Source organism: Psychrobacter sp. 1U1 (assembly GCF_051847535.1).
GTDB lineage: Bacteria > Pseudomonadota > Gammaproteobacteria > Pseudomonadales > Moraxellaceae > Psychrobacter > Psychrobacter saeujeotis.
Map to the genome: position 1 here is coordinate 474,967 of NZ_JBPYDD010000001.1, position 13,073 is coordinate 488,039.

Genomic DNA, 13,073 nt, shown 5'->3' on the forward strand with positions numbered 1-13,073 from the left:
ATAAATCATCGTTACTTATGACAAATTTGCTAACTTATTGTAATAAAGCTGCCTATGGGTGGCTTTTTTATGTTAAAACCACAAGGTTGACAAGGTTAATAAAAATTTTGTTTTTAATAGATATTTTCATGTTTGTCTTTAGTTTTGTTTATTTAGTAACTTTTTAGTTCTGTATTTTTGAGCCAAGATGTTGCAAAATAAGCGACTAAACAGCCAATGGATGTGCTAAAAATTCGCTTAAGCCTCAATCAGGATAGATTTATGTCAGATAAACACTATGATGCGTTGCCAAAAGCGCATACCACTTACGCTAATATTATAAAGAGCCTGTTGCCTATCGGTGACAACGCAAAAGTTGGCAAAGATGAGCTGCCACAAGCGACCTACTATGTGAATGATTTGCACATCGATCAAGATAATTTAGAAGATTACCGTAAGATTTGCGGCTTCGCTGATGATGGTAAAATCCCTATTACCTATTTTTCTGTACTATCGCAAGCGTTACAGATGAATATGATGGTTAAAGAACCATTTCCTTTTGCAATGTTAGGGCTGGTACATGTAGATAATAGTGTGACGCAGTATCGTCCTATTGGCGAGCGTGAGACGATCGCTATGTCAGTGTCTTTCGATAACTTACGTGATCATGCGCAAGGTCAGCAGTTTGACTTTGTGACTACGGTCAAGTCACAAGATGATGTCATTTGGGAAGGGGTATCAACTTATTTAGCTCGTGGTAAAAAACCTGCTAGTAATGCAAGCAACAAAAACAAGCCGCGTCCCGCTACTGTCAAGCCAATGGTCGATGAAGAAGGCACCCATGCGGTCTTTGAAGTGCCAGAAGATATTGGTCGTCGTTATGCCTTTATATCTGGCGACTTTAATCTTATTCATTTACATCCATTATCAGCACGCGCTTTTGGATTTCCCAAAGCAATCGCTCATGGTATGTGGTCTAAGGCTAAATGTTTGGCAATGATGGGCGAACTACCCGATGCATGTACTGCTGAGGTATCATTTAAGCTACCTATATTTTTGCCATCTGAGGTTGAGCTGATTGCTGAATCCCTAGCAAAGCTTGAGAGCAGTGATGACAGCTGTAATTTTGGTTTGTATAGCGCCAAAAACGATAAGCCGCATCTTGCTGGTGTTGTTAAGTTAATTTCAGAAGATTAATCAGTATAATCTTAACTCAAATCTTAATATCTACCAATATATATACGACTATGACTCTAAATACAAATGCCCAATCCTTTACAGATGAACATGATAATCAAGACCCGGTAGCTGACAATGGTATGAATCTTTCAGAAGTACTTGAGCCTTATTTTCGCCCTGATGAACAGACAATCGTTTGCGGTGCGCTTGATGAGTCCAAAGTAAAAGCGTTAGCAGCTGCAGGGGTTGAGCTTGTTATTAATTTGCAGCCTGATGATGAGCTTAGTTTCGATGAGTCAGGGGCAGTAACGCGCGCTGGTATGCATTACGAACAGCTACCTATAAGTGGCGCCAAAGATTTAAAGCAGCTCAATATATTAGCGTTTGATAATATACTGCGCCAGTACCATGGTAAAAAAACCGCATTGCATTGCGGGTCAGGAAATAGAGCAGGGGCAGCGATTGCCCTACGTGCTGGCTGGTTACGCGGGCGTAAGATGGATACTGCTATGGAGCGTGGGCGTAGTCATGGACTGGCTGGTCTTGAGCAAGAGGTACATAATCGATTGCTAGTACCGCGTTAATGTGATAGTAGGGTTAAAGGTGTGTTTTAGAAGGCGACCAATGGGTGGCCTTTTTTATTATTGTCTAGTAAAACTATCTATCATCAAAAACCAAGTGATAATTAATAAGTGAGTAAAACGACAATGCCATATACTGCTAACAACTATGATCGAAGTGGTAGGGTTGATACCAAAATACAGCAGCGCCTACAACAATTACTGACCGATCTACAGCTAGATGACGCGCCAGCAGGTGGGTCAATAGTCGTTTATCAAGCTGGCAAGTGTATTGCGCAGGCCAGTGTCGGCATGGCACAACCTGATGTCTCATGGCAACCAGAAACTTTATCCCTAAATTTTTCAACGGGCAAAGGCATATTAGCAACGTTGGTCCATGTTTTAGTGTCACAAAAACTACTTGATTATGACAGACCAATTGCCAACTATTGGCCTAAGTTTGCCTCCAATGACAAAGCTGATATCACTTTACGCTCATTAATGTCGCACCAAGCCAATTTGTTTTCGATCAATAGTATTGATGCTGATAGCGAAACCTTGCTCGAATGGGACAGTATGCTTGCTAAGGTCGCTGCAATGCCCATAACCTTGCCTGAGGATGCAACGCGATATGATAGTGCTTATAGTGCGCTGGTTTATGGCTGGATATTAGGAGGTGTCATAGAAGCGGTCACCGATATGACGCTGGCCGAAGCGTTACGTTGTTATCTAACGGAGCCGCTAGGTATTGCTAATAGTTGCTACTTTGGTGTGCCAAGCGATAAGGTAGATAAAGTGGCTGTATTGGTAAAAGATTTTGAAACCTTTAAGCAAGATCATAGTGTAGAGCGACCTAAGCTTAGTTCTCATCGAAATAAGCCAGTATTAAAACCTGACTCTAAAAATACATTGCGTACCTATGCAAATCTGTCAAGTTATAAATGCTGGAAGCAACACGCTGCAAAGCTTCAAACAACTAAAGAACATAGTGATGACAAAAATACAGAAGAATTTTCGATACTAGATACCGCTCAGATCAACCGTCTATACCTTAATACAAGTCAGCTAAATTTAAAGAACTATAAGGCTGCACTTATACCGGCCAACAAGCAACCTATAGATTACTATAATCGTCAAACGCTACAGGCAGTTATTCCAGCTGCCAATGGTGTGGCTTCAGCACAAGCCTTGGCGACCATCTATGCTATGTTAGCAAATGCTGGTAAATGGCAAGGTCAGACTCTAATCGATGAGGCAACATTCGAGCAGCTATCTACTCCGCAAGTCACAGGGATGGATGCAGTAATGCCTGCTCATATGCATTGGCGCTTGGGTTATCATCGTCTGTTTAGCGTTTGTGCTAATACCGAAGCGGGTTTTGGACACATGGGCTACAACGGCTCAGTCGCTTGGTGTGATCCTGCTCGGCAGCTGTCTTTCGCTTTTATACATAACTTTGATGTAACTATGCTAAATGATGTCCGCCAGTTTGCCCTGACGGAAGCGGTATTAGATTTGATCAATACAGATTAAACATACGAATTGAGATTACTAACTTGAACTATGAGCGTGGTTTATTAGCTGTCATTTTTAGTAATTTTGGCGCACTTAAACCATGCATAAAGATAGAGGATAAGATAACAATAGAGCATACCACCCAAAGCTTAAGCGCATCTTCTTCTCCAAAAAACCCGTGATTAAGCGCATAAGACAAATAATATAAAGTACCAATACCTCTAATACCAAGGGCGGATATTGCATATTTTTCCGTTCGAGGTAGGTTTAGTCCCGTCAATGCGATAATACCACCTAGCGGACGGATAAGTAGTAAGAACGCAAAGCTTACAATATAAACCCGCCATGTTAGCTCAACACCTGATTGTAAGCCTTGTCCAATAAGCATGCCAAAAGCTACCAGCACTAAAGACATCAATAAACCTTCTGATTGCTCGGCGAAATCATGCAGTTTTTTATGATAACTGTGTTCATGCTCCGAGCGGCGAAAGGCAAAAGCGGCGATAAAGACAGCAATAAAGCCATAACTATGTATATATTCAGCCAAGCCATAAGCTAATAATGTCAATGCAATGACTACATAACCTTGAGAGATGGTAGTCTCACGAGTATGCTTAGAAAACACCACTTTTGCCAAAGTCTTTCCGACGACTATACCGACGACTAAACCTGCACCAATCTTCCATAATACGTCGTGTGTAAACCACGTCCAAAGTAGCTCACCTGAGAACCCTTGACCTTCATTATAAGCTTCAGCTATTTTGATGGCCAAATACACAAAGGGGAATGCTAAGCCATCATTGAGCCCGGCTTCTGATGTTAAGGTAAAACGTGGGGCGTCTTCGCCCCCAGTATTAGGCGGTCCAACTTGAATGCTAGATGCTAATACAGGATCGGTAGGAGCAAGTACAGCCCCTAGTAGAATCGCTGCACCTATAGTCAGACCAAAGGCGTAATAGCCTAAGACAGCCATTGCAAAAATGCCAATAGGCATAGTAATAAGTAATAGCCGAGTGGTAGGACGCCACAAACGCCAAGATAGTGGCGTATCGATTTTAATACCTGCTCCAACCAGTGATACCAGTACCACAATTTCGGTCAGTTTTTCGATAACAACGCCATTTTCCATAGGGTCTAAAAATGACAATGAGAGCCATAGATAGCCAACTACAATGCCAAAAGTAACTTGAAGCATGGGTAGAGATACAGGTATAGGCTTAAAGACAATAGGAAAAATGGCACCGAATAAAAAGGTGATGCCGCAGACTAATAAGAATAAATTATAATTTTCGATCATAAGGTTTATGCATGCCGCTTGGTCCATTTAAAATATTTTTAAAATTTAAAATGGAAAGTTGATAATAGCAATCTGTAGAAGTTGTAAGATGTAGAACATAAACGTAATCTATGAAAGCGGTCAAAAACCTATAGTGACGAAAAAACGCAATAAGTTTCGCAAAAAATCGTTATCAAAACGTCAGCTACGTTGTTTTTTGGTGAAAAAAAACCAGCATAAAAGCTGGTTTGATTCAAAAATTTGGATAGCTGCTCTGTAGTTAGCGCTCCACTTGACTCACATCTCGTATCGCACCCGTATCTGCACTGGTGGTCATAGCAGCATAAGCACGTAGGGCAGGTGTGACATAACGCTCACGACTCACAGGCTTCCATGCATCGCGGCCACGTGCTTCCATTGCGGCGCGACGTGCTGCTAGATCTGCATCGCTGACTTGCATATTAATAGTACGGTTTGGAATATCGATATGGATGGTATCACCTTCTTCGACCAGACCAATCGCACCGCCTTCAGCAGCTTCTGGACTAGCGTGACCAATAGATAAACCTGAGGTACCACCAGAAAAACGACCATCAGTTAATAATGCACATTCTTTACCCAAGCCCTTTGACTTAAGATAGGTGGTTGGATATAGCATTTCTTGCATTCCAGGACCGCCTTTTGGTCCTTCAAAACGGATAATGACCACATCACCTGCTACAATTTGATCGTCAAGGACGGCTGCTACGGCAGCGTCTTGTGATTCAAAAATACGCGCACGACCAGTAAAGGTTAAAATACTCTCATCGACGCCTGCGGTTTTGACCACGCAGCCACGCTCAGCGATATTGCCATACAATACTGCCAGACCACCATCTGCTGAATAGGCATTCTTGACGCTACGAATACAACCCGACTCACGATTGACATCAAGGTTAGGCCACTCTTTTGACTGTGAAAACGCCTCAGTGGTACGTACGCCGCCAGGAGCAGCAATGTAGCGAGCACGCGCCTCAATATTATTAGGATTCATGATATCCCATTTATCGATGGCTTCTTTCATCGTCGGACTATGAATAGTCGGTATGTCAGTGGTGAGCAATCCTGCTCGATCAAGCTCAGCAAGTAATGCCATTACTCCGCCAGCACGGTGCACATCTTCCATATGATATTTTTGTGAAGCAGGAGCCACTTTTGATAGGCAAGGTACACCACGACTTAAGCGGTCAATATCATGCATTTTAAAATCGACTTCTGCTTCGTTAGCTGCCGCCAATAAATGCAAAATAGTGTTGGTCGAGCCACCCATGGCGATATCTAGGGTCATGGCATTTTCAAACGCAGCTTTGGTCGCGATAGAGCGTGGCAATACCGAATCATCGTCCTGCTCATAACGGCGTTTGGCTAGTGAAACAATAGTGCGCCCCGCTTCTAAGAATAACTCGCGGCGTAGCGAATGCGTCGCTAGTAGCGAACCATTACCAGGCAATGCCAAACCTAAGGCTTCGGTCAAGCAGTTCATAGAGTTGGCGGTAAACATGCCAGAACATGAACCACAAGTCGGGCAGGCCGAGGCTTCAATAGCAGCTACATCTTCATCACTAATGCTATCATCAGCGGCATCCATCATCGCATCAACAAGGTCAAGCTTACGAATCGCATTGCCTTTACTGTCAGTAGTATGGACGTCGCTACCGCCATCGTTGTTGTGACTATGAGCCACTGTGCTGGCAATGACTTTACCTGCTTCCATCGGGCCACCTGATATAAACACCACAGGGATATTTAGGCGCATTGCAGCCATTAGCATGCCAGGGGTAATTTTATCGCAGTTAGAGATACAAACCAAAGCATCAGCGCAATGAGCATTGACCATGTATTCTACTGAGTCAGCGATGAGGTCACGGCTCGGCAGTGAATACAACATACCGCTATGACCCATTGCGATACCGTCATCGACGGCGATAGTATTAAACTCTTTTGCCACACCGCCCGCTTTTTCGATCTCACGCGCGACCATTTGTCCAAGATCTTTTAAATGCACATGTCCAGGTACAAACTGCGTAAATGAGTTGGCAATAGCGATAATCGGTTTGCCAAAGTCGCCATCAGTCATGCCAGTGGCGCGCCATAGTGCACGGGCACCTGCCATATTACGACCACCAGTAGAAGTTTTTGAGCGATAATCCATATGATATTCCTTACAAATAGGCGAGGCTCGTTAAAGATATAGCCTCAGCTTTAGCTTTGATGTTTATAGTGTGCTTTTTATACAAAGTGAATACTAGTGAATAATACTAAGACGTTACCATACCATTAGATATGAATAACTAAAAACAATTCATGGGTAATGTGAAGGCATCTTACATAAAAACTGGCGTCACATTTTTAAGCGATTCGTTCTAGAATGGCTGCTTCAAACCAAGGCAATTCTGCTTTATCCGCTTCTAGCTTAGCGACAATCGTTAAAGCATGAGTAGCCAATAGCTGTTGATAGTCTGTACTAGCATTAATGATGATTAGCGGCTCATCATTTGCGCTTTGCTCATCAATGCTGACCAAATCTTGCTTGTCATTTTTATACAGTACATCCACACGGCCAAAAAACTGCCATTCTTCAAAAGCCGCTGTCGTAGCATCGTCTGCGTCTTTGGTATATACCTGCTGCGTTGCTTTGCCCGTATTTGTCCAATGTAGGCGTACCGCTAATTGCAGAGCTTCGCTAAACACAACCAGCGAGCCGATAACTTTTACATGCCACGGGCTGGTGATAAGCGCCTTATCAATACCGATGAGCTTGGCGGCCTCACTGGCTGTCATGGGTGTATTAAACTGAGCAAGTAGGGCAGGTGTTAACGGATGAGTCTGTCTGATCGCGTCATCTAAACTGTCGTAGTAATATAAAAACGCCAAAGGCATATCTTGAGTGAGCGTTTTTTCACTAATTTTACAGTTATGAATGCGCCAGCTGATGGTTGTATCAGTTAGAGCGTCAGCCAAAATAATGGCATTTGACGCAATAGTCTTTGTGACGGCACCGCTTTCTGATGACACTATATCATCTGATGATGCAGATAATAGTTTATCAGAGTCAGAAAATGTATCGGCATTAGAATGGGATGATAACTGAGTAGGTAGGGTAGTCAAATTCATAAACCTAGCATTGGCAGAGTGAAGGTTTAATATAACATTTAAAGCACATACATCGCGAACAAAATAAGTGTTTAAACGATCGATATAACGATTTAATATTTGATGACTACACCGTGTTATAAATGATAATAGTGAGAAGGTATCTTGTACTCAGACTCTATTTCGTCCACTATATATGGCAGATGATAGGTAACTAGATAAGATGATGTATTAACTGCTAATGAATATTTAAGGAATAATATAATGAGTCAGGAAAATCAGGTAGTCAAGTACGATGACAATAACATCTTTGCCAAAATGTTAAACGGCGATATTCCGTACCATAAGGTGTACGAAGACGACAAAACGCTCGCCTTTATGGACATCATGCCGCAGGCAGAAGGTCATGTACTGGTCATCCCTAAGCAAAAGGCCATTGATTTGGCAAATCTTGAGCCAGAATATGCAGCAGCTGTGTTGATGACTTCTAAAAAAGTCATGCAAGCGCAGCGTCAGGTATTTGCGCGTGAAGGTATTATTCAGATGCAGCTAAATGGCGCACAAGCAGGGCAAACAGTGTTTCATTATCATGTACACCTGATACCAGGAAACATACATGAATTGGGTATTCATGCTGCCAAACAAGCGGATGGCGAAGCGCTTGCTAATATGGCAAAGAAACTTGCAGCAGCGATTTCAGATTTTTAATATAGTGCTATTGTTTTTGGTTATATAAATTAATTACATCAGATAAAGGCGTTAAGTCCTAACAAACTTACCATAGATATAAAAAGGTAGCTGACAAGCTACCTTTTTTATTGCTTGGTAATAGTCATGTAACAATCGTTAAATTAGTGTTACAAGACAAGCTTATATCTGGGGTTTGATCGGATAGTGTGGTAAAAAATATGTTTTATTGGGCGCGTTTGTTCTACTTCACCTATACGAATGAGTTTTTCGTTCGATAAAAGTGCCTTTAATTTGAGGACAATGTCTTTTATGAGTAAATTACCTCGCTCCACTATTTTGTTGCCAGTATTTGTACCAGCTGCTGCCATCATGCTGCTATTGGTAATTGGCACCGCAATCAATCCAGAAGCTGCTGGCGAGTTATTTAGTTCAGTACTGGCGTTTACCACCGATACTTTCGGTTGGTTTTATATGTTGGCAGTCGCTATATTTTTGATGTTTATTATTGCTTTAGCTTTTTCACCTTATGGCGGTATTAAGCTGGGTCCTGACCATGCGGAGGCTGAGTACAATTTTCTTGAATGGTTTGCCATGCTATTTTCAGCAGGTTACGGTATTGCGTTGCTATTTTATGGCGTTGCTGAACCTGTACTACATTTTGCCAGTCCACCACTCTCAGAGCCTCAAACGATTGCTGCTGCTAAAGAGGCGATGCAGATTGCCTATTTTCATTGGGGATTCCACATTTGGGCGATATATGGCGTGGTAGGTTTGTCATTGGCATATTTCTCTTTTCGTCATGGGTTACCATTGTCAGTGCGCTCAACGTTATATCCTTTAATTGGTGACAAAATTCATGGGCCTATTGGGCATACGGTTGACGTGTTTGCGATTGTAGGCACGATGTTCGGTATCGCCACCAGTTTGGGTTTATCGGTAGCGCAAATCAATGCAGGTTTGAATTACTTATTACCTAACACGGTGCCAGTAAGCACGACAGTGCAAGTCATTATTATCGCTTTGGTTACGGCAGCGGCGCTCGTCTCTGTACTGGCTGGAATGGATAAAGGTGTTAAACGGTTGTCTATCCTAAACATGGTCTTGGCAACAGCGCTGATGCTATTTGTATTTGTCGTCGGTCCATCAGTATTTATCTTAAATGCCTTTATGGAAAATACGGGTAGCTATTTGGGCAATATTGTTGAGCGTACTTTTAGTTTGCAAGCTTATCGGTCGAGTGATTGGATTGGTAGTTGGACGTTATTTATCTTTGCTTGGACGATTGCATGGGCGCCATTTGTCGGTTTGTTTATTGCTAAGATTAGTCGCGGTCGTACCATTCGTGAGTTTGTACTAGGTGTGATGCTAGTACCAACGCTGTTTACGTTCTTTTGGTTTTCAGTATTCGGTGATACCGCGCTACATATGATTATGGTTGATGGTTACGATGCTTTGATTGGGGAGGTGCAAAATAACCAAGCGATAGCATTGTTTAAATTATTAGAAAATTTGCCGTTTACACAGATAGTTTCATCATTAACGGTTCTATTGATTATCACCTTTTTTGTGACGTCATCAGATTCAGGGTCGCTGGTCATTGACTCACTTGCTGCAGGTGGTCGCAGTGATACGCCGTGGTGGCAGCGTTCGTTTTGGGTGGTAACTGAAGGTGCAGTCGCGGCAGCGCTACTGATTGCTGGCGGTCTGAGTGCCCTACAAACTGCTGCTATTGTCAGCGCGCTACCCTTTGCGGTCATCATATTGATCTCTACATTTGGCATGTGGCGTGCGCTACGTATCGAAGGGCATCGCAACGAGAGCTTAGCCAATGACAATCATCTCCCACCGCATTTACTCAAACTAGATGCATGGCGCGACCGTATTGATTATATAACCCATCAACCAACGCGTGATAAGGTACTAGACTATATTAAAGGCACGGTTTTATCTTCAATGCATGAAGTTGCAGAAAAGTTTGAAGAGACAGGCTGGTTGCCTGATGTAAATTATGATGAGGTTAATGATCGTGCAGTGCTTGAATTAAGACGTGGTGATAACGTTGAGTTCTGGTACGAGGTTCGTTTGTCCGAGCATGAGATTCCTGATTATTATACTGAAGATATGGCTAATACATTACCACAAGAACATCATCATCGTGCTGAGGTATATCTGCGCCGTGGTGGTCAAACCTATGATTTGTATGGTTATCAAACAGAGTCAGTGATTAACGATATTATCGATCAGTTTGAAAAATATCTACACTTTGTCAATGTGTCGCCAGACATTTTGCCTTGGCGCATGCAAGAGCATGATGATGATATTACGCTTGAGCAAGGTAGTGTGTTTGATAAGTAAGTATCGAATCATTTGATTGTCACTAAAGGCAGCTAGATGGCTGCCTTTTTTCTATAGAAAACACCCTTTTCATTATAGTTTAAAAGCGCTATGGTTAACGCTATTCTAAACTATCGCTTACTAGGCTTAGGGATGAATGAATTGTTGACAAGCGTTATTTATGCATACTAAAGACATATAAATACTTTAAAAAAACAGATGTTATATAAGCGTATCATATACCCATTCAAATTTATGATTTTTGAGAACCCTTTATGAGTAAGCTATCTCGTTCGACTATTTTGATGCCGGTATTTATACCGACTGCTGTGGTCATGGTATTGTTGGTGATCGGTGCTTCGGTCAATCCACAACTGGCAAGTGGTTTGTTTGCACAAGTGCTGGGCTTTACTACCGAGACGTTTGGTTGGTTTTATATGCTGGCCACAGCGCTGTTCTTGATGTTTATCGTGATTCTGGCGTTTTCGCCTTATGGCGGCATCAAGCTAGGACCTGACCATGGCACGGCGCAATATAATTTTATTGAATGGATCTCTATGCTGTTTTCGGCAGGATACGGTATCGCCTTATTGTTCTATGGTGTTGCTGAGCCTGTGATTCATTTTGCTACGCCGCCGCTGTCAGAGCCGCAAACTATTGCTGCAGCCAAAGAGGCGATGCAAATTGCTTATTTTCATTGGGGTTTTCATATTTGGGCCATTAACGGTGTGGTGGCACTCACCTTAGCTTATTTTGCTTTTCGACATGGTTTGCCTTTGTCAATGCGCTCGACGCTGTATCCGATAATCGGCGAAAAAATCCATGGCCCCATCGGTCATGCGGTTGATGTATTTGCTATTTTGGGTACTTTGTTTGGTCTGGCAACCAGTTTGGGTATCTCTGTCTCGCAAATTAACACTGGCTTGAACTACTTGGTGCCGAGTATTCCAGTTAATACCACCGTACAGGTTATTGCAATCACCGTAATAACAGGCTTGGCCTTGATATCAGTGTTGGCGGGTATGGATAAGGGCGTCAAACGCCTGTCTATTTTAAATATGACACTCGCGACCTCCCTGATGCTGTTTGTATTTATCGTCGGTCCTTCAGTGTTTATTCTAAATGCCTTTATGGAGAACACAGGCAGCTATCTGGGCAATATCGTTGAACGTACCTTTAGTTTGCAAGCCTATCAGCAAGGCGATTGGATCACCAGTTGGACGCTGTTTATTTTTGCATGGACGATTTCATGGTCACCGTTTGTCGGCATCTTTATTGCCAAGATTAGCCGCGGGCGTACTATTCGTGAGTTTATCGCCGGTATAATGCTAGTACCGACTATCTTCACTTTCTTTTGGTTTGCCGTGTTTGGTGATACGGCGCTAAATATGATTATGGTACAAGGCTATGAGTCACTAATTACTGAAGTACAGAACAACCAAGCTATCGCTCTATTTAAGCTGCTTGAAAACCTACCATTTACTCAAGTGGTATCTGGTCTAGCGGTCGTACTTATTATTACCTTTTTTATCACTTCTTCTGACTCTGGATCGTTAGTGATTGACTCGCTAGCTGCAGGAGGGCGTAGTGACACGCCAGCATGGCAGCGTACGTTTTGGGTGGTGATATTGGGTGTTGTCGCCTCGGTGCTGCTGCTGGCAGGTGGGCTACAAGCTCTGCAAACGGCAGCCATCGTCAGTGCTTTACCGTTTACGATGATTATCTTGATTGCAATGTTTGGTATGTGGCGGGCGCTGCGTATTGAAGGTCACCGTGATGAAAGCTTAGCAAATGAAAACCGTTTGCCACCGCATCTGCTTAAGCTTGAGTCATGGCGCAATCGGATTGATTACATCACTGAGCAGCCAAGCCGCGAGGATGTTTTGGGCTATATTAAAGGGACGGTCATGACATCGATGAAGGAGGTGGCGGAGAAGTTTAAGGAAACGGGTTGGAATCCTGAAGTCAATTACGATGACACCAATAACCGGGCAGTATTAGAACTACAGTATGGCGATGATGTGGAGTTTTGGTATGAAGTGCGGTTGACGCACCAAGACATACCTGATTACTATAAGGACAGGGTCAGCAGTGAGATATCGCAAGATCACTATTACCGTGCCAAGGTCCATTTGCGCCGCGGTGGTCAGGTTTATGACTTGTACGGTTATCAATCAGAGTCGGTGATTAACGATATCATCGATCAGTTTGAAAAATATCTATACTTTTTAGAAGAGTCGCCTAATAGCTTACCTTGGCGTATGCAGGAACATGATGACGATATTACGCTAGAGCAGGGCAGTGTGTTTGATAAGTAGCATGTTTGATAAATAGTTGGTTTCATTGTTGAAACTGAATGTTTATTGTTGCAAGTTATTCACCTGAATGGCTTGCATTAAAACCAAGAA

The 13,073-nt window shown here is 42.7% G+C and carries 9 protein-coding genes; 6 read left to right on the top strand and 3 right to left on the bottom strand.

The features are described from left to right. Positions 1-261 precede the first annotated feature (261 nt). The 3 genes from ACS8FB_RS01895 (at position 262) to ACS8FB_RS01905 (ending at position 3,251) form a co-directional block, all read left to right on the top strand. Positions 262-1,176 carry a MaoC family dehydratase gene (locus ACS8FB_RS01895; RefSeq protein WP_439260744.1) on the top strand — a complete coding sequence of 305 codons (915 nt, stop codon included), beginning with the start codon at positions 262-264 and terminating at the stop codon, positions 1,174-1,176. A gap of 50 nt (positions 1,177-1,226) precedes the next feature. Further along, a complete protein-coding gene (locus tag ACS8FB_RS01900; RefSeq protein ID WP_439260745.1) occupies positions 1,227-1,742 on the top strand; it encodes a protein tyrosine phosphatase family protein in 516 nt (171 codons plus the stop codon). 123 nt (positions 1,743-1,865) lie between these two features. After that, on the top strand, positions 1,866-3,251 hold the full coding sequence (locus ACS8FB_RS01905; RefSeq protein WP_439260833.1) for a serine hydrolase domain-containing protein: 1,386 nt from the start codon (positions 1,866-1,868) through the stop codon (positions 3,249-3,251). Positions 3,252-3,279: 28 nt separating this feature from the next. On the opposite strand, the gene ACS8FB_RS01910 is transcribed toward ACS8FB_RS01905, so the two are convergent. From ACS8FB_RS01910 to ACS8FB_RS01920, 3 genes are all read right to left on the bottom strand, one after another. Then, positions 3,280-4,530 carry a cation:proton antiporter gene (locus tag ACS8FB_RS01910; protein ID WP_439260746.1) on the bottom strand — a complete coding sequence of 417 codons (1,251 nt, stop codon included), beginning with the start codon at positions 4,528-4,530 and terminating at the stop codon, positions 3,280-3,282. 259 nt (positions 4,531-4,789) lie between these two features. Next, entirely contained in the window at positions 4,790-6,700 is a 1,911-nt protein-coding gene (ilvD, locus tag ACS8FB_RS01915) for a dihydroxy-acid dehydratase (RefSeq protein WP_439260747.1), read from the bottom strand. A gap of 197 nt (positions 6,701-6,897) precedes the next feature. Next, the gene (locus ACS8FB_RS01920; RefSeq protein ID WP_439260748.1) at positions 6,898-7,662 is read right to left on the bottom strand and encodes a hypothetical protein; all 765 of its coding nucleotides are present in this window, start codon (positions 7,660-7,662) and stop codon (positions 6,898-6,900) included. A gap of 243 nt (positions 7,663-7,905) precedes the next feature. Here ACS8FB_RS01920 and ACS8FB_RS01925 point away from each other — a divergent pair, with 243 nt between their 5' ends. From ACS8FB_RS01925 to ACS8FB_RS01935, 3 genes are all read left to right on the top strand, one after another. After that, positions 7,906-8,349 (top strand): HIT family protein, encoded by a 444-nt coding sequence (locus ACS8FB_RS01925; RefSeq protein ID WP_439260749.1) that lies wholly within the window; start codon positions 7,906-7,908, stop codon positions 8,347-8,349. A gap of 291 nt (positions 8,350-8,640) precedes the next feature. Further along, positions 8,641-10,686, top strand: coding sequence for a BCCT family transporter (locus ACS8FB_RS01930; RefSeq protein WP_439260750.1), 2,046 nt, complete (start codon positions 8,641-8,643; stop codon positions 10,684-10,686). A gap of 254 nt (positions 10,687-10,940) precedes the next feature. Further along, on the top strand, positions 10,941-12,983 hold the full coding sequence (locus ACS8FB_RS01935; RefSeq protein ID WP_439260751.1) for a BCCT family transporter: 2,043 nt from the start codon (positions 10,941-10,943) through the stop codon (positions 12,981-12,983). Positions 12,984-13,073 lie beyond the last annotated feature (90 nt).

Excerpts from the sequence above, each read along its gene's own strand:
- ACS8FB_RS01895 (WP_439260744.1), top strand. The coding sequence starts at position 262 with ATGTCAGATAAACACTATGATGCGTTGCCAAAAGCGCATACCACTTAC.
- ACS8FB_RS01900 (WP_439260745.1), top strand. The coding sequence starts at position 1,227 with ATGACTCTAAATACAAATGCCCAATCCTTTACAGATGAACATGATAAT.
- ACS8FB_RS01905 (WP_439260833.1), top strand. The coding sequence starts at position 1,866 with ATGCCATATACTGCTAACAACTATGATCGAAGTGGTAGGGTTGATACC.
- ACS8FB_RS01910 (WP_439260746.1), bottom strand. The coding sequence starts at position 4,530 with ATGATCGAAAATTATAATTTATTCTTATTAGTCTGCGGCATCACCTTT.
- ilvD (WP_439260747.1), bottom strand. The coding sequence starts at position 6,700 with ATGGATTATCGCTCAAAAACTTCTACTGGTGGTCGTAATATGGCAGGT.
- ACS8FB_RS01920 (WP_439260748.1), bottom strand. The coding sequence starts at position 7,662 with ATGAATTTGACTACCCTACCTACTCAGTTATCATCCCATTCTAATGCC.
- ACS8FB_RS01925 (WP_439260749.1), top strand. The coding sequence starts at position 7,906 with ATGAGTCAGGAAAATCAGGTAGTCAAGTACGATGACAATAACATCTTT.
- ACS8FB_RS01930 (WP_439260750.1), top strand. The coding sequence starts at position 8,641 with ATGAGTAAATTACCTCGCTCCACTATTTTGTTGCCAGTATTTGTACCA.
- ACS8FB_RS01935 (WP_439260751.1), top strand. The coding sequence starts at position 10,941 with ATGAGTAAGCTATCTCGTTCGACTATTTTGATGCCGGTATTTATACCG.